Raw genomic sequence first — 23,460 nt, forward strand, 5'->3', positions numbered from 1 at the left:
TTGACACTTCATCAACTAATTTCCCCCTTCTGTCAATTAGTCGACACTTTCAGCAGAATTGCAAATAGGAATCATTCATAAATGTTGATATGATATATTTTATTGACACTCTGTCGAAAAAGCAATGAGGAGAGGACGGCAACAATGCAGGAAGACATAAAGAAAATAAATAAAGGGATCTTACTCACCATTTTAATCTTGGGTTGTTTCTTATCGACGCTCAATCAGACACTATTAAATGTCGCCTTGAGTAATCTGATGGATGTATTTGATGTCACGGCAGCAACCGTACAATGGATTTCAACGGGGTTTATGCTGGTCAACGGGATACTGATTCCGATTACAGCCTATTTAATGAAACGCTTTACAACGCGTCAGTTATTTATAAGTGCCATGTTGTTTTTATTCATTGGTTCGATCGTTTGTGCGGCGGCGCCAAGCTTTGTTGTACTCTTATTAGGACGGATGATCCAAGCTGCCGGTGCAGGAATCGTCATGCCGCTCATGATGAGTGTTGTGCTTGCCATCTTCCCCGTCGAAAAACGCGGCAGCGCGATGGGACTGCTTGGACTGGCAATGATTTTCGCTCCTGCCATCGGACCGACGCTCTCGGGATTTATCGTCGCATACCACTCCTGGCGCTGGTTATTTATCGGTCTCATCCCACTTGTCATCATTGTCATAGCACTAGCATTCAAGTATTTAGTAAATGTATCCGAAACGTCGAAGTCGAAGCTGGATGTCGTAAGCGTTCTGTTATCAACCGCCGGATTTGGCTTGATTTTATACGGATTCAGCAGCGCCGGCAGTAAGGGCTGGGATGATGCTATAGTCATTCTGTCCTTAGGAATCGGGATCGTTGTGACCGCCATATTCTGCATTCGCCAAGTCAAGTCCGATGATCCGCTGCTCAACCTGTCTGTCTTCAAAAATAAAGTCTTTACGCTAACGTCGATTATTAACGTATTAATTACGATGATGATGTACGCAGATATGATCCTGCTGCCCATTTATCTACAGAATGGCCGTGGTTTTACAGCGTTTGATGCTGGACTGCTCTTATTGCCGGGTGCGCTTGTCAATGCGTTGATGTCGCCCGTTACCGGTAAATTATACGACCGTTTCGGTGCGAAGCCGCTGTTCATCATCGGTTTACTGTTTATTATTCCATCTATGTGGGCGGTAACCGATTTATCTGCATCGACAATGTATATGTATTTGATGATTCGTACCATTTGCCTGCGGATTGGACTCAGCTTCATCACCATGCCGCTCAATACGGCCGGACTCAATGCGCTGCCCAAACAACTCGGTACGCATGGTACGGCAGTAAATAATACCGTTCGCCAAATTGCCGGAGCCATTGGTACTGCTGTCGTCATTACGATTTATACCGTGCAGGCAACAAGCCATGCAGCTACAGTGATGCAGAACAATCCTTCTACGACTAGTGAGCTCCTTAAATCTCTTACGTCCATTTTAGGAGCAAGTGATGCCTATTACTTTATGATGATTCTATCGGTTGTCGCGTTTGTTATCACCTTATTTATGCCCATGAAAAAAAAGGCCATGGTTGAAAAGAAAGCAAACCATAGTTAACAAGGAAGGTCCTCTGTTGTAACCGGGGCTGAAAAAAAGCCGACATCTAAAGGAAACGTCGGCTTTATTTTTGAGAATCAAGAATAAACATAGATGCATCCTGTCCCATGAATATTTTACTTTCATGATTAAAAGTTTTGGATTGAATATTCCTGTACCCTATTTTAGTCATAACTTCGGTTAGCTTTAATTGATCAAATCCGTTATGCACGATATCTGAAATCACTTTTTCATTTTTATCAAAATCGACGATGAGTAAATGTCCTTCAACATTTAAAACATCAAATAATCTTGATAAGATCAGTTCAACATCAGGAATATGAAGCAGAACCTGGGCCATGAAAATATAATCAGCATGTAAATCCGATAAGCCTTCCTTTTCCAAATCAAAGCATAATGTACCTGCATTCTGAATATTAAAACCAGAAATTTTTTGCTCTATTTGATTAATCATGTTTTGTGAGGTGTCCAGAAAAAGCACGGAATTAAACTCGTTTAACAAGTTCATTCCAACAAGACCAGTTCCACACCCAAAATCAATAGCATTCTTACTTTTAGCGTCAACTAAATATTCACGAATGGCATCTGAAGATACCTTTGCAATTTGGATTCTTTCAGGAGTGTCATATATATTAGCTATCATTTCAAACTTATCCGTATTTCCCATTCGTAACTCTCTCCTATCTGCCTTAATATGAGGATGGTCCCATCGCGGGGTAATTATAACAGCCTTCGTAGTGATGCGGCTGCTGCGGATGGCGCCATTCATCTGGCATTCAATCACGACTTCTCGAACTTCGCCGGGGCACTCACAGCAGATCTGCACACTTGCAGCGCTCGATATCCCGAGATCAAGCGTTGCAACTCAGGAACTTCTGGGATGGCAGCCAATGGGGTTTCAAGCATGCGGGGTAAATTCATATGCCATTATAAGCGTTCATTAATTTTGAACAACAATTCCTTTAAGGTTTGCTTCTCCTCTTCGGTGAGGAATTGAACGATTTCGTCCTCCACCCTTTGGAAGGAGTCATTAAAGTCTTCAATTAATTCAACGGCCTTTGGTAGAACATAAATATTTTTTTGCCGTTCATTATTGGCTGGGATTTTTCGCTCGATGAACCCTCTTTGCTCAAGGCCTTGAAGCATACTTGTAATGCTGGCTCCGCGCAAATGAAACCGATCGGCAAGATCCCTCTGAATTAAATCAGTTTCTTGGTTCTCGTAGATATAACTTATTATTTTCCCTTGCTGGGCATTTAACCCTAACTCTTTTATGCTCTCATCCGCTTTTTTCTTTAACTTAAGGCCGATAATCTGAAACAAATCCAGATAAGGGGTATCCTTGCGAGACTCCATGTTCGTACCTCCCCAAATTATTAGGAAACTAACTGTAAGTAAATAAACTATACAGAGATCTAGTTTGCATGTCAATTAAATATTAGTTTATTGACAGTTAGTTTCCTAACAGTTATACTCCGAAGTGATCCAGTACAACTCCAAGGAGGAATAACAAAATGAAGAATGCAGCTCAAAGCTCTCCGTTAGAAACAGTTACGGCGATTACCAATGTACGTATTTTCGATGGGGAAAAAGTTATCGATTCAAGAAATGTTGTCATCAAAGGGGAAACCATTATTGCGGTAGGTGGTGATCTTCCAGCAAATGCAATGATCATTGATGCGAAGGATGCGACTTTATTGCCGGGCTTGATTGATGCGCATGTTCACACTTCGATTGGTGGGTTACGGGATGCTTTAAAGTTCGGTGTTACGACAGAACTCGAAATGAACGGTGATTTTACGGAAAGAGGGCGGGCAATCCAGTTAAAAAATGTGAATGATATCGCCGATGTCCGTTCTACCGGTACAGCGATCACCGCTCCAGGCGGTCATCCGGATGAACTTCTTCCGGATGGGGATGAAATTCCTGATTTCGTATTAAAGGAACTGGAGAAGTTATCAGAGGAAGACCGGGAAGCTATGCTAGCCGCTTACGCTCACGATCACGAAGAAGTACCCCAAGTGACGACAGTGGAGGAAGCGATCAAGCATGTGCATACCCAAGTAGAGAATGGTGCCGACTTTATCAAAATCATGATTGAAGAAGGGACGGTCATGGCTGCTCCTGGTCTGCCTGTTTTAAGCGACGAGATTCTAAAAGCAGCCGTGGAAGAAGCTCATAAGTTCCATAAAATCGTCATAGCCCACGTCTTGACTGCTCATACTTCGCAAACCGCCATAGATATTGGAGTGGACGGGTTGGGCCACTTGTTTATCGACAGGCCCGAACACACGCCCAAATTGGTTGAATCCATAGCCAATTCAGGCGCGTTCGTGACACCATGTTTGGTATTGAACTCGTCCATACTTGGGAATCCGGCATCGGATTTGGCGAATGACCCGCGTGTATATTCCAAATTAAGTCCTGAATGGATCGATATTTTGAACTCCAGTTTCAATACTTTCCCGCAAGGCAATATGGAGAATAGCTTTAAAAACGTGATGGATCTCCACCGAGCCGGAGTGGATATTCTGGTCGGTACGGATGTCTCCCCTGTTCCCGTTCCAAATCTCGGAGGCCTTGCACATGGTGCCAGCGTTCATCATGAAATGCAATTGCTGGTTATGGCCGGGTTCACTCCGATAGAAGCGCTTCGATCCGCTACTTCGAAACCGGCCCGTTGCTTTGGTCTTAACGATCGCGGCCGGATTGCCGCAGGTTCACGCGCTGACCTTGTACTGGTAAATGGCGATCCGACAACCAATATCTCCGATACCTTGTCCATCAAAGCCGTATGGTCCAAAGGTGTGCAGCAACGAAGTGAATTATTTCTGCCAATTTAACATGTTCATTTATTAAATTATCTGAAACGATATATTTTAATCCTTAATTTAGCCGGTCATTACCGTTGGTCGTACGGTTTTCTAAAGAACTTCAAAAGATTCCGATAAACCATCCCGGAATGTTAAATTCTCGGGATGGTATTTTTGACCAGACGCTGTCTGCGTTGTAGCACGGCCAGGCATCTCCCTATTGCTAAGTGGAATAGAATTACTTCTTCTCTGTCGCAAAATAAAGGATGGCTGCGATCGGGAAAACCATTCCAATCCATAACACGGCACTCCATCCTCCTGTAGCATATGTCCATCCCCCAATTGCGGATCCGATGGCACCGCCAAAAAAGAAGATAGCCATAAAAAGCCCATTCAGCCGACTGCGAATTTCCGGACTCAGCGAGAAGAGCGCACGTTGTCCAAGCACAAGATTTGCGGATACGCCGGCGTCCAATAAAATAGCTGAAACGACGAGAACGACTATTCCGGTAATTGAACCCGTACGGATCAAAAGGGGCAGCAGCATCGAACTGATGACAGTGGCGAGTGCAATCCCTGTTGCGGGTTTAGTCCAGCCGCGGTCTGCCAGCCGTCCGGCCAAAGGCGCGGCTATTGCGCCCGTGACTCCGACAAGCGCGAACAATGCAATGTTCATCTGTGAAAAATGAAAGATCGGGCCGGATAACAGTAAAGGAACTGTAGTCCAAAATAAGCTGAAAGTTGCAAACACACATGCGTGATAGGCAGCCCGGCGGCGTAAGATCGGGGTTGTGCGCAGCAGGTGCCACATCGAACCGAGCAGAGCGGTATAGCGTGTGTCTGTCATGGGCTTTCTTGCAGGCAGCACCTTGGACAGTACGATCGCCAAAATAATAACCGCTGCAGCAGACAAGGCGAATACGGCATGCCAACCCAGGAAGTCGGCCACCAGGCTCGACAACGGACGCGAGAGCATGATGCCAAGCAACAAACCGCTCATGACATTGCCGACAACGCGACCGCGTGAAGAATCGGATGCAAGGTATGACGCAAAAGGCACGAGAACCTGTGCGGCGACCGACCCTATGCCGATGATAAACGAAGCCGCCAAGAATGGCACAGCTTGTTTCGACATTGCCGTGATTGCAAGTGCAACACCTGTGAGAAGTAAAGATGCGACAACCAATTTTCGGTTTTCAACGATATCTCCCATAGGTACGATAAATAACAAGCCGACTACATAACCTATCTGTGTTAACGTCACGATCAAGCCGGAACTGTTTGCGGATAGCCCGATGGAAGAGCTGATGACCCCAACCAAGGGCTGCGCATAGTAAAGATTAGCTACAATGACGCCGCATGCGGCCGCCAGAAGCAGGGTTAACCATGTTGGGATATTACTCTCGATCGATTGTTTTTTTAACGCAGTCATTTTAGGCAACTCCTTATATAGAAATATATTGTGTTCTAAAGTCAATAAATTCATGGCTTCACGACAGTTACAATTCCAGCCGGCTTCCTCCTCGCGTAATTCCTCCATTCTATTTAAAATACTGAACGTATAGTTTATAAATTGTATAAACAGAATAATATACTGAACGTGCAGTTTTGTAAATAGGTAATCACAATTTTATTTTTTATTCATAATTGGTATACTGAACGTATAGTTTATTTTTATCGGATCAGATATGTATGAACGAAAGAGGATGATGACGATGAATGGAAAAAGAGGCCGGCCGCGTAATATAGAAGCTCAAAAATCTATTCTTTCCGCATCTTATGAGTTATTGCTGGAAAATGGCTTTCAAGCCGTCACAGTGGATAAAATTGCCGATCGTGCCCAAGTTAGCAAAGCCACGATATATAAATGGTGGCCTAATAAGGCTGCCGTGGTTATGGATGGTTTCCTGCATGCCGCCACAAACAGATTACCCGTGCCTGATACAGGTACAACATTTAATGATATTTTAATTCACGCCACGAATTTAACCAGGTTTTTGACAAGCCGAGAGGGGACTATCATTACGGAGTTATTAGGCGAAGGGCAGTTCGATTCAGGATTGGCGGAGGCCTATCGTGCTCGGTTTTTCCGTCCCCGCCGACTTGAGGCTAGAGGTCTTTTGGAAAAAGGGGTTCAACGCGGGGAATTGAAAAATAATCTCGACATTGGCATATGCATCGATCTCATTTACGGGCCGATTTTCTATCGTTTACTTGTGACAGGCGAAACCTTGGACGAACCCTATGTGGAGAACTTAGTCAAAAATGCATTTGAAGGAATCCGTTCAACCTGAGTCGTATTTGTCGTACATCCAACAAATATCGAATGCGCCGGGCAGAACGTAAGTGCCTTGGCAGGAGATTTCTTTTCAAGCGGCTTTGGCGCTTCGTTATTCATCGAATCAAAAAGCCCTTGCTCATGGAGCAAGGGCTTTTTGAGAACCGGATTGCCTTTCACTTGGCGAACTCCCACAGCTTGCCGAAAATCGGCATCGCCGCCATTTCCGTCACAAGATAGGCGGAAGTCACTCATTCGGCACGTATTTTTAACGCCCTTTCAGAGCATGCTCGATTCGCTTATCCGGCATGAACCAGATTACGGCAACGAGTACAAAAAAGAAGCCAGATATCCAAGGACTCACATATGCGGTCAAGGCTGCAGCTAAGTAGAGTAAGGGGGATATTCTCCCCTTCCAGTCTTTTCCCATCATCAAAAAGAATGAGGAATCGCTGGAATGCTGATTAATAATCGCCCGCTGAAGCAGCCAGTACGAGAATGCTGCGAGTAATAGTATAATACCGTACAGCGCTGTAGGAGTGGCTGCAAAATGGCTTTCCCCCATCCAAGCTGTCGTAAACGGAACAAGGGATAACCAGAATAGAAGCAGCAAATTGAGCCACATCAACGGCCCGTTCATCTTTCGAACCATGTGCAGCAGATGATGATGATTGTTCCAGTAGATGCCGATATATACGAAACTAAAGATGTAGCTAAGAATCTTTGGGCCGAGCTCGATCAGCGCATACCAGTCATGACCTACCGGCACTTTAAACTCCAGTACCATGATCGTAATGATAATCGCCAGTACGCCATCGCTGAACGCTTCCATCCGATTCGCCTTCATTGTGTCTTACCCTCTCTCGCTTCTCGCGCTATATTAACCTTTTCGATACTAGTAACTTTGCATAAAACCCTTCATCACGTCAAGAAAAAGCCTTCTTTACCTGCTTAGGCACATCAATATGGACGAAAACCACTTATGCTGATCACTCATTTGACTTAGAATGACCGTAGACGATTGAAAAAGGCTGTGATTCCAATGTTAATCAAAAGAGATAAATGGTTGCAATATCGCATCCTTCGCAATGGATCCTCTCTCGCCGGACGTTTGCCAGATACACGGTTGCTTAAAAAGAATGCTTTATCGAACATGCTGCTTCAATATCGAAGCGTCGTACTGAAACCTCGCGATGGGAGTTACGGAAGGGATATCGTGTTCATTCATCGGAACGGTGCAAATACCTATCGGGTTCAAAACGAAAAGAATACGGTCACCATGAGAGACACCAATCAATTGCTCAAGGAGCTTAGTAAAATAAATAAAGGTTATGGATATATTGTCCAAAGGCGTCTGCAGCTTGCTCAAGTTGGGCACAAGCCGTTCGACATCCGGATCATGGTTCAGCGGAAAAAAGGCTCTTCCTCCACTTGGAACGTGACAGGCTCGTACGCGAAGGTGGCAGCGCAGGGATATCTGGTCACCAATGTGACCAGCCGCCCCATTCCAGTGCTTGAGGCGCTAAAATTAGCCCGAATCGGAGATCGGAGCTTGCTTGTCAAAGCGGAACAGATCGCACTACTCGCTGCCAAACGACTGGGAGAGCGTTATCCCACGCTTAGACAAGTCGGGTTCGATATCGGCATCGACCGGAACCGCCGGATTTGGATCATTGAAGGCAATTATCAACCGGACCTGCGCCCTTTCCGGCTCTTGAAAGATTCCTCAATGCATCGCAGAATATTATGGTATAAGCAAAGCATCTATCGACGTACTCTCAATGGAGATAGACCGCACTAAGATGTTGTTTTTCTTGCGATATCAGGAAGATCCTGCTTCGAATTTTATACGTTCTGATATCTTAAGAAGTATTAAAGCGAAAAAAAGACGACCAGCCTTTGATCTTTGGCCTGTCGTCTTTTCATGTTGAACCCTATTCTTGATCATGCAACGCTTGAGATGTCACTTACGTCTTCTTTTGGCACTTCTACTTACAACGCGCGTCACTTGGAACTTATTTACCCCTACCTGTATAATGGCAAACTGGCTGAAAGATGTGCCGGAAGAAGTATAAGGTTCCGCTTCGATATTTCCACTCGGCGTTCTAACCGTTGCGGTGATTCTAGTCACCAAGCAGACGCCGCGGCTCGAAGCTCTCCAAGTCTCGTCACGCAGAACACTATAATTGTCGTCACTACAAAAGAAGGTAGCATACTCAACTTTCCCAAACGCATTAAACGAAGTAGAGTTGAAGATCTGAACAGGGTCATAACCGTTAGGTCCTCTATTTCCCATTACCAAAACCTCCCTTGTCATTGATATGTTCATTAAATGCAATAGAATCGTTTTGGTAAGGTATACAAGTGGACAAGAAAATAAAAGTACGTTTGTCCGGTGGCTGCGAGGATACGACAGCTTATGATGCTTGCTAACTTGCGGTCCTCTTTATCTTTTGTCGTCATTGAGATGTTTTTAATAGCGGCAAGTATATTAGGCTGTTGCCAAATCAAAGGCGACCATTCTTTAACCCATAGTGTCCTGCTTTCGTGTGTTAATTTTTATCTTCTCCGGTAGTTTAACAGAAGTAGCTGAATCTTTTCCCCGGAAAGAATTGCCTTGCAAGTCTACCCAATCATTCCCTCTGAATCTTGCATAAACTGGAGCATTAAAATAGAGGAGTTGATAGTATGGTACGTATCCTTGATAAAGCGGCCGTCCAGTCGCTTAGTCGCTTCAATCCGGCCAAATCATTTACGATTCGGCGTTCCCCGCAAAAATCTGGCATAGCAACGATCCCAATACGGATTCCAGTAAATGCTCAACCAAACCGGGTAGATTTGATAGTATCTGTTGGTGTCAGAGGTATCACAGGCATTGGACAAATCCGCTTTAGAGTCTTCCGTGGTAATACAGAAATTTTCAACACACAGCAAGGCATCGAATCTACGGGTTCAGAGCAAAATTATATCGTTACCTTCCAAGCTGAAGATAGAAATGTGAAAGCAGGTACTCATGCTTACACAGTCACAGCTGAAAACCGGGCTGCAAATACAAGAGTAGATGTTGTAGGACCCATATCATTTAGTGGGTTAGCTGTTAAAACCAGAAACTAACAGCACTTCTTATCATCGACGTCACACGCAAATGGACGGGCCATACCCAAACTGGAGCTCATGTTCCATTCCAGACTTATCACGGCGTTCAAGAAAATGCATGTCCGTGACGGTATGGTTCTCCGCGCTGTCAATAAAGGCAAGTTTTAAGGCCATCCTATGCAGGATGGCCTTTTCTGTATACGGTGAATTAACCGGCATCTCTTTAAAATCTCTCTCCATTTTATCCTATTTTTGGCCTTTTTCCCGATAAATTTTAAACGAAAAGCCGCCAGATCAACGATCTGACGGCCTAAGCACCTGCGAATTTTATTTGAGCATTTGAAACACCTGTTCAACATCCTTGTCCCCTCGGCCAGACAGGTTAACAATGAGAATTTGATCCAGGTCCATTGTCGGTGCTAACTTCTTGGCGTATGCAACCGCGTGCGCGCTTTCTAGGGCAGGGATAATTCCCTCCGTGCGGGACAGCTCTTGGAAGGCTTCCAGCACTTCCTCATTGGTGACGGTGACATATTCAGCCCGTCCGGTCACCTTCAGGTAGCTATGCTCCGGCCCGATACCCGGATAGTCGAGCCCCGCAGCAATCGAATACGTCTTTTGCGGCTGACCTTCCTCATCCAACAGCACTAAGCACTTGAAGCCGTGAATGATGCTGGGCACACCCTGGGTTAAGGTTGGCGCTTTGTCGGGTTCAACGCCAATTAAGCGAACGCTCGGTTCGTCGATGTAGTGGGCGAATGCACCAATAGCATTGCTGCCGCCGCCCACGCATGCCACCACCGCATCCGGCAAACGACCTTCCTTCTCCATCATCTGCAGCTTCGACTCTTCGCTGATGACTGCCTGGAAATGTTTGACCATCGTCGGGAACGGATGCGGTCCAACCGCGGATCCGAGCAAATAAAACGTATTTTTATAGTTTCTAACCAGATCGTCAAGCGCTTCATCCACCGCGTCCTTCAGGCGGCCCTGTCCCTTATGAACCGGAATGACGGTTGCGCCGAGCAGTTCCATCCGGAACACATTAAGCGCTTGGCGGCGCATATCTTCAGCTCCCATGTAAATGACGCAATCCATATTAAACATGGCGCAAGCTGTTGCTGTAGCGACACCGTGCTGTCCGGCACCAGTCTCGGCAATAATCCGCTTAGCTCCCATCCGCTTAGCGAGCAGAATCTGGCCAATAGCGTTGTTAATCTTATGCGCTCCAGTATGATTCAGATCCTCGCGCTTCAAGTAGATCTTGGGGCCTCCCCAAGCTTCGGACAGTCGCTCGGCATACGTTAGCGGGCTCTTGCGACCAACATATTCACGCAGGTAATAGCTAAGCTCTTCCTTGAAGTCTGGATCGTCCCGAAACTTGTAAAATTGCTCACTCAAATAGTTCAGCACTTCCTGCAATTCCGGCGGGACAAAGCTGCCCCCGAACTCCCCGAAGTACCCCTCTTGCTGAGATAGTTGGTCCATAAGTATGCCTCCCTAATGATTAACGATTAATTGGTAATGGATGTATACCATACTATCATGAAATCCAGCTTCTGATGAGCTTTAGGGAAATAATTCAGGGTAATTATGGAGTAATTTCAAAAACAGTACCTTGGTTAAAATCAGCAACTTTCATGGAGCCATAAACCCCTAAGTATAATCTGGTTTGATCCATATTCGTTCCTAAGCTTACATAATAAGCGGACTCAGATCCAAAATTATAATCGGTTTCAATAATACTAAAGTCATTTAATTTACAATCTGTTTGTCCCCTGGCATAAGCTAAAACCCCTCTAACCGGAGGGCGAACCCCTTCATTCTTGGCAAGATCGGTAAACACAACGCTTCCTGTTAAACCGGGGATGCCATCCCCCATATAGGCTTGGACTCCTGTAAGCGCGGTTCCTCCAAACTTATCAGGCCGAGGATCTTTATGAAAATAACTGATGAGAGGCTGAAGACGCCTCACTGAAGTTTCTACTGCTTCATTGTAATAAGCCATTGTCTTCTCATCCAAAGCTTTACTTGCAGCGCAGTTCTTTATAATCGTAGTCGGAAATGCACCTTCCCACCCTCGCCAGCCAAAGTTAATCAATCCCTCCTGGTCAAGCTCAGAGTTCCCTAATGAAGCCTGAACAAGCTGGGTGACCGGGATTGGCGTATAATGAACGAATGAAAAAATCGACTCGACCAAGTCCTGTCCGACATTCCCCACATATTTGATATACCGGTTATAAACCTTTTCAAATGAAATGCCTGGTACATTGCGAACGCCCTTGGCAATGACCGTAAGCGTTTCTTGAATAGGCACGGGAAGTTCATTAAAACGTGTAACTACAGGCGGATTATAAATCAACGTCTCCTTAGCTACATCCATTTCAATAATTTTCCCCGCGATTTCCAAATTATCTTGACTTAAATTAAATGGATCAAAGCCTGATCCGCCATCTCCAGTTGTTAAAACAAGCTTTCCTGTTTCAGGTGAAAAGTTTAAGCTATTGACGCCATTATGATTAAGAAATGGTCTCCTTAGGTTAAGTAATGTCCGTCGTCTTTGAGGTTGACCATTCGGTTGTACATTCCATTCTTCAACTGTATCGATATGATCATAATTCGTTTCTCTGTTCGTCCACCTGAGGTTTAAAGTTTCGGGATCACATGGGTTAGGCTTAAAAGATTCAAGCGGAGCACCCGGAATTGCACCTGGACCCTGTGTCCCAGCTACTGAAAAATGAAGATAGAAAAGACCGTTATAATAAAAATCGGGATGAAACGCTAACCCTAACAATCCGCGCTCATCATACCCTCCCCTAGAAGCACCTAGTTTTATGATTCGAGGGCGTATATCTAAAAAAGTCCTTATAACTCCGTCTCCTATGTAAAAGATCTCTCCTACTTGGGTTGCAATAAATAGTCTTTCAATTGAATCACCTGGAAGTATAGCTGTTTTCATAACAGTGGGCATATTGAGCTTATCTACAATAGGCTGTAAACTAACCTTAATTTTTTTCAAATAACTTTTGCACCCCCTACTCTTATTTCTTCCTTTTAGAAATATGATTAGAACGGTTCCTTTAGTACCAGCACACACTTAAACTGCCATCCCGTGATGAAGCATTGTTCAAGCAACCCCTTATATAGCAGAAGGGGCCTTTCCTTTGTCCGGAAAAGCCCTCAATCAGAAGCTATTTATTACAGTTTGATCAAATTTGGAGTAGTGGTACGGTTCAGCGTATCATAAGCAGGGCGCAAGTCAAAAGCACCCCGTCGGGTGCCTTTGACTTTTAAATAAGAGATCCTGCAATTATGCAGAGTATCTATAATATAACGCGCTCAAAACGGAGGCAATATCCCCAGCCGGGCCCACCCTTCCTTCGAAGGACCATATACCGCAGGTATAGGCAACCCTGCTTGGCGCATCAACACCGTAACTTGGCCCCGATGATGTACGATGTGCTTGATCAATCCCATGAATATCGTGGCGTTGGACTCCATTCTTCCAAAAGCTTTTTGGATTTGCTTCAATATACAGTCCGTCCATTGCTCGTGTAGTGCCTTCTCTACCTCTATGCTTACCGTACGAAAAGTATCGGCGATCACCTTTGCAGATGGCACTTCGTTTAAATTTGGGACTTTCGCTACCGTTAATCCAAATTCTGATAAATAGTCCGGAATGTTTGTAACGAAGTGCCAGGCGATCCTTCCCAACGTGCGTCCTTCGGGATAAACCTGCTGCGAGAGCGATTCATCGGTCAAACCGTCCAGTATGTTCTGAGTTAGTGCGGCTTCATTCTTCCATTCGGCTATAAAATCTTCGACTGTGCAATACATCTTTTCATCCCCTTAATTCAGTTCCATTACAAACTCGTTTACCGCCTGATAATAACCGTTTAAATCCTCGGAGTGGACACCGTGACCGCATTGTTCGAACACAGTCAGCTTGGTGTTAAGCCTCCTCGCTCCCATCCGTCTCGCTTGTTCGGTACCAAGAATGAAGCTCTTCCCACCATGAATCAGCAGGATCGGGCAACTCGACCCTAACCAGTCCTCCCACCAGACCCCATTGGACTTTGGAACGGATACTTGCAGTCCCTTCAGATCCGTTCGGAATCCCCAACCGAGTTCATCCTCAAATACGCTTTCGGCAAAATAATCGATGGCACGGAGCCCTATGTCTGCAAGCGATTGTCTCAGTTCCTTTAAAGAAGCCGATCGAAAAGGAAGCTTGTCGGCAAAGGAGAAATCGGCGTCAATCTCCGCACCGATGTCCTCTACAATAACGGCCTTCACCAGCTCTGGATAACGGGCCGCAAATTGATACGCATTCAATCCTCCCAAGGAATGCCCCAGGATCGTAACCGGCTGTCCCCCAAGCTCCGACTGAACCAGATTGAGAATATCCTCCACGTAATCTTCCCTTGCGTATTCCTTCCCGGGTGGATGTTCGCTCCAACCGTGTCCGCGTTGATCCATGGAAATAACCCGCCAATCTTTGAAACGCACAGCCAGCTCTGAGAATGATCTTGCACTAGCCATATACCCATGCAACATAACGAGCACTCGTTTGCTATCTCCACCATAATCAAGGTAAGAAAGACAAAGGTTTCCCGAGTGAAAGGATTTCCTTGTTGCCGAGCTATCATAACCGATATTCAACATCTTAATGTCACTCCTTTTTTATTCAGCTCTAATCTTCCTTAATCCCATCTTAACCACTAATGGTGACAGCTTTTGTCATCATTGAGAAATAATTTTCAGCCTCAAAGAGGGAAATGACGGACCTCTTGCTTTCGTTGTTGTAGTCCATATAACCCAGCCAACGTGGCAGCTATCGCCATAAAGATCGCACTGGACGCGACACCGAATTGCAAACCGAACCGTTCCCCCCCCACGCCCCCAACGATTGGGCCGATAATCTGCCCCGAGGCAAAAAAGGCTGTGGCTAAGCTGAGGCATTTCGCATAGGCGCGATCAGGGACATGTTTCCGAAGAAGTGCAGTCGTCATCAACGGCGGGGTAATAAAGGAGACCAGCCCAATGACAACTGCACCCAAAGCAGTAACAAACAGATTATTGGTGATTACGCCAATTGCCCCAATCGTCCCCAAAGTTAAACCGGACGCAAGCGTATACCCGCTGGGCCAACGATCGATTGCCTTGCCCCCAATCCATCCATTAAATAGCCCCGCAAGCCCAATAGCGGACCAAATCAACCCGGCATATAGAGACGGAATGCCTTTGCCTACCAGATAGGGAATCAAAAACGTGAAATAGATAATGTATCCCCACCCGAAGAAGAAATAAGAGCCGATTAAGAATAAGAGCTTCCTCGGGCTCAACAAGAGACGGTACACATTCACGTGTTCTTGGTCTCGTAAAACTGATTCCGCCGGCGAGGGTGTTTTTGTTGATCCCTGCTTTACAGTGACGAACTCAAAACCAAATGCCGCAAGGACGCCGAACACACCCATGGCCGCCCAGGCATACCGCCACCCCTCCAAGTGAGAAGGATCGATGGTGAGGGGCGCGAATAATCCCGTTACTAGAATACCGGCGGAGCCACCCAACCAGATCAGACCGGATGCCACTCCTCGTTCCGTCGGCCGAACAGCATCCAGTGCAATCGACAGAACTAACACCGTCGCGATAGCCGAGAACAAGCCGATTGCGAACCGCCATAACCCGAGCTGGATGAAATATTGGCTAAATGACGAGCCGATCATAGTCAGTCCAAGCAAGAAACACGACAATCGATTGATGACAGGCTTATGTTCCGGAAACCTCGAGATCAAAGGAGGAAGACACAGTGTGCCTACCAAATACCCGATAAAGTTCACTGTGCCCAATATGCCCAATTGACCGTAGCTCCCCCCGATCTCTCTTTGTATCCCGGGCAAGAACATGCCATAAGAAAGCCGAGAAAAACCGAGAATGACGACAAACAAAAGTGATGCCCACAGAGTGATCCAGCTGAATGCCGATTTCGTGCCCATTGCCCATCACCCCCTATAATAATTTGTTGAAATAAGTGTACTATTGCAGGAAAGTTATGTAAAATTGAATAATATGAATGAATGATTCATAAATCTTAAACCAAGGGGGATGGAAATGGATCTTCAAGCTTTAAAAACCTTTGAAGCCTGCGTGCGTCTTGGTCATTTTCAGAAAGCTGCCGAGGAACTCCAATACGCTCCCTCAACGGTAACCCTTCAAATTCAGCGACTTGAAGCCGATCTGGGCGTCTCTTTATTCGTGCGCGACGGCAAACGAGTGATCGTGTCCGAAGCCGGCCGGTGGCTCCACCAAGAGGCTTTAATTCTGCTGAACTCGATCGGATCCATGAGGCAGACCGTTTCCGATATCGCGGCGGGGGACGGCGGAACTGTTCGCTTCGCAGCTATTGAGCCCATCGCGAGCCAGAGACTTGCAACCGTCGTAGCTGACTTTTGTACGGGGCACCCCAAAGTGAAGCTGACCATGGAAGTGAGCGGAAGCAAGTCGATCGCGGAGAGGGTCCGAGCTGGTGAATTGGATTTCGGCATATGCTCCGTCCCATCGGCTGCTTTTCTGTTAGAGTTTGAACCACTGATTGAGGAAGAATTAGGAGTGATGATGAGAGCGGATCACCCGTTAGCCAACCAAAATGACATCGCGGCGAGCGACCTCACGGGGCTAACCGTTTTTGTCAAAGAACCTACTTGTATCTATCGGGAGCTTTGGGAAAGGACAGTCCGTGAGACTAGCAAACATCCTTTCTCTTGCATTGAGGTTGGAAGCTTCTTTGTGATTCAACAAATGGTCAAAGAAGCATTCAGTGTAGGTATTGTTCCGATTTACGGTGGTCTGGAACTGGGAGGATCCCTGGTCATCAGACCTTTCGCCGATATGAATCCCATAGTCGCCTTGGGAATCGTTTATAAAAATAAAGGCTTCTTGGGCAAGGCATCGTTATTATTAATGGACGCAATCAGAGCAGTCCATTAATCTAAAACATATATAGATTCTTTCTCATCATCACCCAGAGGCCCGCGCTCAATTGTCAGATTATCGACTTCTAATTCCAGCCGGAACTTTCACATTATTCTCTTGTTCATCTATCATCTCGAACATGTTATCTTGAAGATCTTTCATTTCCAAATTTATATAATATAGAATTGCAATTTGTTCTTTTGGTACATTTACTACGTCAAATGTTGATTATAATTGTTGAAAGCCATATTAAATTTATTGATTTTTATCATATTCATTAATCAATCCGACTAAATATTTATAATTATCCTCTGTAATTCCAAAAGTATTTGTGGGTTTTTTTTGATAAAATTCTTCTGCAAATTTTATCGTATCATCGGATACTTGATTTGCCTTAAGAATGTTCTCCTTCCAATATTGAATACATTTAATAGTTTTCTTGTCTTTTGAAGACAATTTATGCTCTAAGCAAAAATTCAAGTCCTTTATAAATTCGTTCCAACCTTTTATATTGAAGATAAAATTTGTATCTTTTTCCTGTGCCAATTTTTCAATCTGTAATTTTGAAATTTCAGTATCATTTGTTATTTGCGAAAAAAATGGAAGAATATAAAGGGTTATATCCTGTTTTTCGCTAATTTGCTCATCAAGAATGGACAATCGCATTAAACGTAATTGTAAATCTGTAATTGCTGTCTCAATCCTGCGTTTTTCTTCTTTAATAAAAAGCCGAATATCATAATCATTATTATTTATATATTGATTAATGTTATTTAAACTCATCCCCATATTTTTAAGTGAAATGATCACGAAAATTTTCGAAAAAGAATTTGAATCATAAAATCGATGACCATACTCATTGATATATGCTGGGGTGAGAAGGTTTATTTCATCATAGTATTGCAATGTTCGTACACTTACACCGGTCAATTCAGAAAGCTCTTTTATTTTTATATATTGTTCCATAGTTATACACTCTATTCTATCTTGTTTTCTGATATTACATTTGCCAAATGACTATACATGTTTTCAACATTATCCCAATTCACTTGTTCTAGCTCCTTTGATAGATACACCAATTCATCATCACTTTTAGAGATTAATTTTTCATCAGCAAATGGTAAGGGTTGCATCAAAAGACCCCTTGAAGAATTATCCCCTGCCATTATAAAATGACTTGGAAGCTGCTCGCTCTGTACTGTAAAATGAGAAAATAGCATAACGACACTATCCATATACGCCTCAACTGTCCCTGTGTGTAACCCTGTTTCCCAATTCCCTGTTGTTATTGACACTACAGATTTAGTGTCAAATAAATCAGCCACAGTTCCATCAAATTCATTAAGTTTATCATTATACTCAATACTAAATTTTGAATCTGTGATTTGACAAAAAATAGAGACTCCTTGAGAAAGACGAAAAGAAAAACTTATTTTTTCATTAAAATCATTTATGGCAGATAATAGCGTACAATTTGTAATGATCTGCTCCAAAAACTTGCGTATACAATGAGTTCCTGTAAATTCACTTAATGCTTTTTCTGAAATTTGATGTGTATCAGCAATAACCATTCTAAAGTCTTTGTTTGCTGAAAGCATTCTTATAATATTATTCATTTCTATCACCTCTTACATCAATTTTACTGTATCACGTTACGTGATACACAAGTGCTTTTTGATTTCAAAAATGTTTTTCTTTTCACATTGAAATGAATTTATTGTAAAAAAACTAAACTCAATTTCTATGAGTTTAGTTTTTTTATTAATCCATATTAATACTTCTTCTGGTTGATAGCTTCGTCAATGATGCCGAACCTCTTTTTATAAGAATTTTTTAGTTCAGGTAAAGTCTTACTTTGTAACTATTCTAGGATTTTCATTATTAAAACGAAGTTAAATATCTCTTACCTTTTGAAAACCTTCAGATTTGTCCTCTTTTAATGGAAATACAGACGTTTGGTAAGCTGCGAAGTAATCATCAATTCCCGTTCTAATTGAATTTAACTCAACAATACTCTCTTCATCAAAGGCTCCAGTTTTAATCCCTGTATCCACCTCATCTTTAAACTCCTTCATTAGCGCAATAAAGAATAAGTTGACGCCGGCGGACATAAGTACAAATTCCTATCTTTTGTGAAGAAGCAAAAGGAGCTGCCTCCAAGCAAGCTCCTCAACTCCCGTTCCCCGATAGGTGAATGAATGATCAAAGATACTGACCTGTTATGTGCTGATTGCATTACTTCTGGTTAAACGCTGACGGAATTCGTGACGAGGGCTGCGCCCTTTTTTCAACAATTTTTGTTCAGTTTCGGACATTTTTGTTTTTATGTTGACTTAAACCATGGTTTAAGCCGTATCATATACCTGCAGACATGAAAGTTTAAACTTGGAGGCCTCCAAATGAAGTATTGTTCAATTGGCGAAGTTTCAGCTAAATTCAATATTCCAGAATCAACGGTACGCTATTATGAAAAAAAAGGACTACTCCCACTCATCGAGCGTGATGAAGCTGGGAGGCGATTATTTTCAGAAAATCAAATTACGCTCCTTGAAATCGTTATTTATTTAAAAAAAACGCACATGCCAATTAGTGGTATCAAGCAATATGTTGATTGGGTAGTAGAGGGAGATAACACCACTGTACTCCGACTTGAAATGCTGAAGAATCACAAGCAAGCTGTTCTAGCTGAAATTACGGGAATGACAGAAGCCTTACAAGAAATTGACGTAAAAATTACTCGTTATACAAAACGCATTCAGGAAAGAAAAGAAGAAAATAAGATAAAAAACTAATGGAGAAGAGGAACAATAATGAAACTTTCAGGAAACACAATCCTTATTACCGGCGGAAGTTCTGGAATAGGATTAGCTTTTGCAGAGCGCTTTATAAAAGCTGGAAATAAAGTGATTGTTAGTGGACGACGTGAAAATATACTTCAAGATGCGAAAGAAAAATTCCCTAGCCTGATTACTCGTGTAAGTGATTTGGATATTGAATCCGAGCGTGCAGCATTGTTTGATTGGGTAACAGTGAACTATCCAGAAGTGAATGTGTTAGTTAACAATGCAGGTATCCAACAACGCTTTAATGTGTTAAAAGAGGACGCGAAGAACAATTGGAATTATTTCAGTAAAGAAATCACAACCAACATTGAAGCACCTTTCCATCTCTCTATGCTGTTCGCTCCATTTTTTGCAGCAAAAGAAGAGGCGACTATCATTAACGTGACATCTGGGTTAGCTTTTACACCGTTTGCGATTGCTCCGATTTATTCAGCATCTAAAGCGGCGCTTCATTCATTTACAATGAGTCTAAGACACCAACTTTCTGAAACGTCTGTAGAAGTAATTGAAGTTGCTCCTCCGGCAGTGAATACAAATTTAGGTGGAGCGGGATTGCATATCCAGGGAGAGCCATTAGATGCCTTCACAGATGGAATTTTCAAAGGATTAGAAGAAGGTCAAAAGGAAATTGGATATGGTTCTTCTGTGAATCGCTTACGCATGTCACGAGATGAAGTCGACGAATACGCGGAAAATATGTATAAGGCCACGAAAAACGCAATTGAATAACTATACTTACGAAAAGTTCCACTTTCCGTCTTCGTATTGGCATATATGAACGCAAAACTCGCCGGTATACTCTTATAAAAGCATGAAAAAACACATCCTAAATGGGGATATAGCATTCTTCTAAATAAACCTTTCCATGAATTGAAGGACTAATTGGGGTTTATCAATAGAAGAAAGCTTATTTACCAAAAGGGATGTGTTTTCCTGTCTTACTATAAGGTTTGCATAAGTTCTACATTATGAAGCCTTTGCTGCAACAGCTTTTTGAATTAAAGCTTTTGCAGCGTCTTTAGAAAGACCTTGTTTAGGTTGAAGCAGATTTTTCTCTGCTGCACTAAGGATACCTTTGTCAATCAGTTTTGCCATAGATTTAACCGCATAGGCAGAAACGATTTTTCCATCTCCAAAACCTGCAATGATCGTAGCAGCATTTTTATCAGAAGCTTTATCGTTCAACAATTTAGCTAGAATGGTCGCAGCTTCTTCACGAGTGATATCACGATCAGGATTGAAGTTACCACCGTAGCCTTGAATGAATCCGGCATGAGCAGCTTCAGCGATTGAATCTGCATATGCAGCGTCAGCAGCAATATCCTTGAATGCAGGTGCTGTAGCTACTTCGTTTAGTTTCAACATGTCAACTAGAGCACTTACAAATTCAGCACGGGAAATGAATTCTGTCGTTACAGGTGTTTCTGTTTGCTCTGTAGATGCAGCTAGATTCGTGATACGACCTTCTGTTTTAGCTTGAATAGCCCCACCTTTAAACGTATCTACAATGTACTGGTAGAATACATCCAGATCGATAGGACCTGCTAAGGATGATTTAGCATCCACTAGCACTGTATAGTTATCTCCACCTGCTGCCATAAAGTTGTTAACTACAGCCGTATATGTTTTTCCAGGATCAATAGGTGTACCATCTTCAAGACTAAGACTAGTCACACGTTCTGCAACTGGCTTATTGAAATCTGCAGTGTACTTCAAGCCAGAGATTTGTAGTGTTTTTGTGTTTGGTGTACCGTCCGCGTTTGTACCCCATTGTTGCTCCAACAAGGTTTGAATTTGTCCACCAGTCAGCTCTAGTTTTACCAAAGTATTGCCAAAGGGTTGGATTTTAGCAAGATCAGCAAAGGTCACATCTCCTTGTGGCAGATCCGCACGAATACCCCCTGGGTTCATAAATGCAAAGTCAGCAGCGCTTGCTTTATCGCCAAAGTCTGCTTGACGCATTGCATCTGCAATGAGGTTGCCTAGAGGCGCTTCGTTATTATAAGCATCTGTGCGAGTGACAGAGCCATCTGTTGTACCTACTGGCTTCGTAAGTTCAGGATGCTTGTCCAATGACTTTTTAATAATAGCTAAAGATTCAGGGTCTTCTTTTACACCCTCTTGAAGAGTCGTTGTAACTGCAGCTGATTTTTCGGTTACATCCCCCGTAGCAGGGTCAATCATCAACTTAATATCTTCAAATGCCGTACCGTAAGAATAAGCCTGAACGATCAATTTTCCATTCACTTCACCGTTAGCTAAAGCATGATTGTCACCTGCAACGATAACGTCAACAGGGGAATTTGCCGGCAAAGCTTTGGCTAAATCAGCTGCTTCTCCAGTGGTTACGCCTTCTTTGGTTGTTGCTGGATCATGTGCCAGGACGATGATCGTTTCTACACCTTGATTTTGCAATTCTTTTGCATATTTATTAACGGCTTCAACTTCTTCTTCTGCACTTAAGAAACGCACGCCTGCTGTACCAGATGGAGATACTTTAGAAGGTGTAGCTTTCGTCACTAATCCGATAAATCCGATTTTGACTCCGCCCACTGCTTTAATTACATATGGCTTAATCAATGGTTTGCCAGTGGAGGTTTCAATGACGTTTGCATTAACATAATCAAGTTTTGCACCAGCATGAGTTACCTTGCCTTCTTTAGGATCAAGGCCACCAAAGATTTGTGCTTTTAATGCAGCGATACCTTGGTCGAATTCATGATTGCCTAAAGAACCAACATCAAAGCCCATCATATTCATCCATTCCATCGTAGGCTCATCACGATCCAGAGATGAAACTGGAGCAGATGCGCCAACGGAGTCTCCATTATGGAAGAGTAGGGAGTTTTCGTATTTTGCTTGAGCCTCTTTTAGATATGTAGCTAGAATTGGAGCAGTCCCTGCCTTTTTATCACTAACCATCGTTGTCGTATCTAACTGACCGTGCAGGTCATTGATTCCGATTAAGTGTACCTCGACATCTTTGCCTGCAGCAGAGACAGAACCTACTGCGCCAAATAGTTGGGATAGCAATAGTGCAGTAGCAGCCACACGAATGGTGCTTTTACCCAGAACTTTTTTCCATGACATGAGTTACAAAACCCCTCTCAAATTTCTGTTCCTGAAATACTATAACATGAATAAATTCATAAAAATCGTAGAATATATGAAGTCAATGTAAAAAAGTTGAAAGATTAATAGAGAAGAAACACCCCTATATCTGGCTCTACACCCAAGTTAGTGCTCGAGGTTTCGATCTACTTCAAGGGATGGCGGAGTTTTTGAAATAAAACAAAGGCACTCATTAGAGTGCCCCCGGGCTAAAAAACTGTTTTCAGCTTTGTCGACCGATCGCTTCGAGACCGATATCGATACTTTTCCGTATGCAGCTATTTTCATGGCTTAAGAACGTAGGAATTGCGTCGCGATTTTTTTATGATGTAATATCGTCGAAATTCTGCAAAAGGCGCAGCTCCAGCCCTTTTTCGTTTGTTGTTAGTTCTTGCATAATCGGAATAGTCATATCGGTATTGGGGTTGTATTTCAGGCCCCAGTGCATAATGGCAAAAACGACCGGAAACAGGTCAAGTGCCTTTTGTGTTGGTCGGTACATGGTTTGTGCGCGGTTTGTATCTCCTTCTATCTTGACGAGCAGGCCTGCCTCAACGAGTGATTGGAGCCGTGCACTCAAAATATTAGTTGAGATGTGCTCGCGTGAAGCAAGAAACTCGCGGTAATACCGCTTGTTATGGATAAGGACGTCACGAAGTATGACTAGGCTCCAGGGATCACCCCATATGTCGAGCGCATATACGATTGGACAAACTGTGGAAGATCGCTTTTTCATGAGAATGAT

At 43.5% G+C, this 23,460-nt stretch carries 22 protein-coding genes; 8 read left to right on the plus strand and 14 right to left on the minus strand.

The features are described 5' to 3' along the window. Positions 1-144 precede the first annotated feature (144 nt). Positions 145-1,599, plus strand: coding sequence for a DHA2 family efflux MFS transporter permease subunit (locus KJS65_RS20755; RefSeq protein ID WP_213651745.1), 1,455 nt, complete (start codon positions 145-147; stop codon positions 1,597-1,599). Between the two features lie 64 nt (positions 1,600-1,663). Here KJS65_RS20755 and KJS65_RS20760 read toward each other — a convergent pair whose 3' ends face one another. Further along, entirely contained in the window at positions 1,664-2,266 is a 603-nt protein-coding gene (locus KJS65_RS20760) for a class I SAM-dependent methyltransferase (protein WP_213651746.1), read from the minus strand. Positions 2,267-2,526: 260 nt separating this feature from the next. Then, positions 2,527-2,955 carry a MarR family winged helix-turn-helix transcriptional regulator gene (locus KJS65_RS20765; protein ID WP_213651747.1) on the minus strand — a complete coding sequence of 143 codons (429 nt, stop codon included), beginning with the start codon at positions 2,953-2,955 and terminating at the stop codon, positions 2,527-2,529. Between the two features lie 158 nt (positions 2,956-3,113). Here KJS65_RS20765 and KJS65_RS20770 point away from each other — a divergent pair, with 158 nt between their 5' ends. Beyond that, positions 3,114-4,442, plus strand: a complete 1,329-nt coding sequence (locus KJS65_RS20770; protein ID WP_213651748.1) for an amidohydrolase family protein — start codon at positions 3,114-3,116, stop codon at positions 4,440-4,442. A gap of 208 nt (positions 4,443-4,650) precedes the next feature. Here KJS65_RS20770 and KJS65_RS20775 read toward each other — a convergent pair whose 3' ends face one another. Then, positions 4,651-5,844, minus strand: coding sequence for an MFS transporter (locus tag KJS65_RS20775; protein ID WP_213651749.1), 1,194 nt, complete (start codon positions 5,842-5,844; stop codon positions 4,651-4,653). A gap of 283 nt (positions 5,845-6,127) precedes the next feature. On the opposite strand from KJS65_RS20775, the gene KJS65_RS20780 reads away from it, so the two are divergent. Further along, positions 6,128-6,706 (plus strand): TetR/AcrR family transcriptional regulator, encoded by a 579-nt coding sequence (locus KJS65_RS20780; protein WP_213651750.1) that lies wholly within the window; start codon positions 6,128-6,130, stop codon positions 6,704-6,706. A 252-nt stretch (positions 6,707-6,958) separates the two neighbouring features. Here the strand turns inward: KJS65_RS20780 and KJS65_RS20785 are convergent, their stop codons facing one another. Beyond that, a complete protein-coding gene (locus KJS65_RS20785) occupies positions 6,959-7,537 on the minus strand; it encodes a TMEM175 family protein (protein WP_213651751.1) in 579 nt (192 codons plus the stop codon). Between the two features lie 219 nt (positions 7,538-7,756). Here KJS65_RS20785 and KJS65_RS20790 point away from each other — a divergent pair, with 219 nt between their 5' ends. Then, positions 7,757-8,491, plus strand: coding sequence for a YheC/YheD family protein (locus tag KJS65_RS20790; RefSeq protein ID WP_213651752.1), 735 nt, complete (start codon positions 7,757-7,759; stop codon positions 8,489-8,491). Between the two features lie 887 nt (positions 8,492-9,378). Beyond that, positions 9,379-9,804, plus strand: coding sequence for an exosporium protein C (locus tag KJS65_RS20795; RefSeq protein ID WP_213651753.1), 426 nt, complete (start codon positions 9,379-9,381; stop codon positions 9,802-9,804). Between the two features lie 309 nt (positions 9,805-10,113). Here the strand turns inward: KJS65_RS20795 and trpB are convergent, their stop codons facing one another. The 5 genes from trpB to KJS65_RS20820 all read right to left on the minus strand — a co-directional run bounded on the left by trpB (position 10,114) and on the right by KJS65_RS20820 (position 15,785). Continuing rightward, on the minus strand, positions 10,114-11,274 hold the full coding sequence (trpB, locus tag KJS65_RS20800; RefSeq protein ID WP_213651754.1) for a tryptophan synthase subunit beta: 1,161 nt from the start codon (positions 11,272-11,274) through the stop codon (positions 10,114-10,116). A gap of 103 nt (positions 11,275-11,377) precedes the next feature. Beyond that, on the minus strand, positions 11,378-12,805 hold the full coding sequence (locus KJS65_RS20805; protein ID WP_213651755.1) for a PQQ-dependent sugar dehydrogenase: 1,428 nt from the start codon (positions 12,803-12,805) through the stop codon (positions 11,378-11,380). Between the two features lie 320 nt (positions 12,806-13,125). Further along, positions 13,126-13,623 (minus strand): DinB family protein, encoded by a 498-nt coding sequence (locus KJS65_RS20810; protein WP_213651756.1) that lies wholly within the window; start codon positions 13,621-13,623, stop codon positions 13,126-13,128. Between the two features lie 12 nt (positions 13,624-13,635). Next, on the minus strand, positions 13,636-14,451 hold the full coding sequence (locus KJS65_RS20815) for an alpha/beta fold hydrolase (RefSeq protein ID WP_213651757.1): 816 nt from the start codon (positions 14,449-14,451) through the stop codon (positions 13,636-13,638). Between the two features lie 101 nt (positions 14,452-14,552). Then, entirely contained in the window at positions 14,553-15,785 is a 1,233-nt protein-coding gene (locus KJS65_RS20820) for a YbfB/YjiJ family MFS transporter (protein ID WP_213651758.1), read from the minus strand. A gap of 115 nt (positions 15,786-15,900) precedes the next feature. On the opposite strand from KJS65_RS20820, the gene KJS65_RS20825 reads away from it, so the two are divergent. Then, on the plus strand, positions 15,901-16,776 hold the full coding sequence (locus KJS65_RS20825) for a LysR family transcriptional regulator (RefSeq protein ID WP_213651759.1): 876 nt from the start codon (positions 15,901-15,903) through the stop codon (positions 16,774-16,776). Between the two features lie 240 nt (positions 16,777-17,016). Here KJS65_RS20825 and KJS65_RS20830 read toward each other — a convergent pair whose 3' ends face one another. The 3 genes from KJS65_RS20830 to KJS65_RS20840 form a co-directional block, all read right to left on the minus strand. Further along, entirely contained in the window at positions 17,017-17,727 is a 711-nt protein-coding gene (locus KJS65_RS20830; RefSeq protein WP_213651760.1) for a MerR family transcriptional regulator, read from the minus strand. Between the two features lie 11 nt (positions 17,728-17,738). Further along, on the minus strand, positions 17,739-18,377 hold the full coding sequence (locus KJS65_RS20835; protein WP_213651761.1) for an Hsp33 family molecular chaperone HslO: 639 nt from the start codon (positions 18,375-18,377) through the stop codon (positions 17,739-17,741). Between the two features lie 276 nt (positions 18,378-18,653). After that, entirely contained in the window at positions 18,654-18,872 is a 219-nt protein-coding gene (locus KJS65_RS20840; protein ID WP_213651762.1) for a hypothetical protein, read from the minus strand. A 288-nt stretch (positions 18,873-19,160) separates the two neighbouring features. Between KJS65_RS20840 and KJS65_RS20845 the strand changes: the two genes are divergently transcribed. Beyond that, positions 19,161-19,553, plus strand: a complete 393-nt coding sequence (locus KJS65_RS20845; protein ID WP_213651763.1) for a MerR family transcriptional regulator — start codon at positions 19,161-19,163, stop codon at positions 19,551-19,553. Positions 19,554-19,571: 18 nt separating this feature from the next. Further along, positions 19,572-20,333, plus strand: a complete 762-nt coding sequence (locus KJS65_RS20850; RefSeq protein WP_213651764.1) for an SDR family oxidoreductase — start codon at positions 19,572-19,574, stop codon at positions 20,331-20,333. Between the two features lie 237 nt (positions 20,334-20,570). Here the strand turns inward: KJS65_RS20850 and KJS65_RS20855 are convergent, their stop codons facing one another. Continuing rightward, on the minus strand, positions 20,571-22,694 hold the full coding sequence (locus KJS65_RS20855; RefSeq protein ID WP_213651765.1) for a 5'-nucleotidase C-terminal domain-containing protein: 2,124 nt from the start codon (positions 22,692-22,694) through the stop codon (positions 20,571-20,573). A gap of 343 nt (positions 22,695-23,037) precedes the next feature. Then, a complete protein-coding gene (locus KJS65_RS20860; RefSeq protein ID WP_213651766.1) occupies positions 23,038-23,451 on the minus strand; it encodes a winged helix-turn-helix transcriptional regulator in 414 nt (137 codons plus the stop codon). Positions 23,452-23,460 lie beyond the last annotated feature (9 nt).

Origin of the sequence: Paenibacillus sp. J23TS9 (assembly GCF_018403225.1) — a bacterium.
Lineage (GTDB): Bacteria > Bacillota > Bacilli > Paenibacillales > Paenibacillaceae > Paenibacillus_AQ.

Coding starts and splice junctions, on each gene's coding strand:
- KJS65_RS20755 (WP_213651745.1), top strand. CDS start 145: ATGCAGGAAGACATAAAGAAAATAAATAAAGGGATCTTACTCACCATT.
- KJS65_RS20760 (WP_213651746.1), bottom strand. CDS start 2,266: ATGGGAAATACGGATAAGTTTGAAATGATAGCTAATATATATGACACT.
- KJS65_RS20765 (WP_213651747.1), bottom strand. CDS start 2,955: ATGGAGTCTCGCAAGGATACCCCTTATCTGGATTTGTTTCAGATTATC.
- KJS65_RS20770 (WP_213651748.1), top strand. CDS start 3,114: ATGAAGAATGCAGCTCAAAGCTCTCCGTTAGAAACAGTTACGGCGATT.
- KJS65_RS20775 (WP_213651749.1), bottom strand. CDS start 5,844: ATGACTGCGTTAAAAAAACAATCGATCGAGAGTAATATCCCAACATGG.
- KJS65_RS20780 (WP_213651750.1), top strand. CDS start 6,128: ATGAATGGAAAAAGAGGCCGGCCGCGTAATATAGAAGCTCAAAAATCT.
- KJS65_RS20785 (WP_213651751.1), bottom strand. CDS start 7,537: ATGAAGGCGAATCGGATGGAAGCGTTCAGCGATGGCGTACTGGCGATT.
- KJS65_RS20795 (WP_213651753.1), top strand. CDS start 9,379: ATGGTACGTATCCTTGATAAAGCGGCCGTCCAGTCGCTTAGTCGCTTC.
- trpB (WP_213651754.1), bottom strand. CDS start 11,274: ATGGACCAACTATCTCAGCAAGAGGGGTACTTCGGGGAGTTCGGGGGC.
- KJS65_RS20810 (WP_213651756.1), bottom strand. CDS start 13,623: ATGTATTGCACAGTCGAAGATTTTATAGCCGAATGGAAGAATGAAGCC.
- KJS65_RS20815 (WP_213651757.1), bottom strand. CDS start 14,451: ATGTTGAATATCGGTTATGATAGCTCGGCAACAAGGAAATCCTTTCAC.
- KJS65_RS20820 (WP_213651758.1), bottom strand. CDS start 15,785: ATGGGCACGAAATCGGCATTCAGCTGGATCACTCTGTGGGCATCACTT.
- KJS65_RS20825 (WP_213651759.1), top strand. CDS start 15,901: ATGGATCTTCAAGCTTTAAAAACCTTTGAAGCCTGCGTGCGTCTTGGT.
- KJS65_RS20830 (WP_213651760.1), bottom strand. CDS start 17,727: ATGGAACAATATATAAAAATAAAAGAGCTTTCTGAATTGACCGGTGTA.
- KJS65_RS20835 (WP_213651761.1), bottom strand. CDS start 18,377: ATGAATAATATTATAAGAATGCTTTCAGCAAACAAAGACTTTAGAATG.
- KJS65_RS20840 (WP_213651762.1), bottom strand. CDS start 18,872: ATGTCCGCCGGCGTCAACTTATTCTTTATTGCGCTAATGAAGGAGTTT.
- KJS65_RS20845 (WP_213651763.1), top strand. CDS start 19,161: ATGAAGTATTGTTCAATTGGCGAAGTTTCAGCTAAATTCAATATTCCA.
- KJS65_RS20850 (WP_213651764.1), top strand. CDS start 19,572: ATGAAACTTTCAGGAAACACAATCCTTATTACCGGCGGAAGTTCTGGA.
- KJS65_RS20855 (WP_213651765.1), bottom strand. CDS start 22,694: ATGTCATGGAAAAAAGTTCTGGGTAAAAGCACCATTCGTGTGGCTGCT.
- KJS65_RS20860 (WP_213651766.1), bottom strand. CDS start 23,451: ATGAAAAAGCGATCTTCCACAGTTTGTCCAATCGTATATGCGCTCGAC.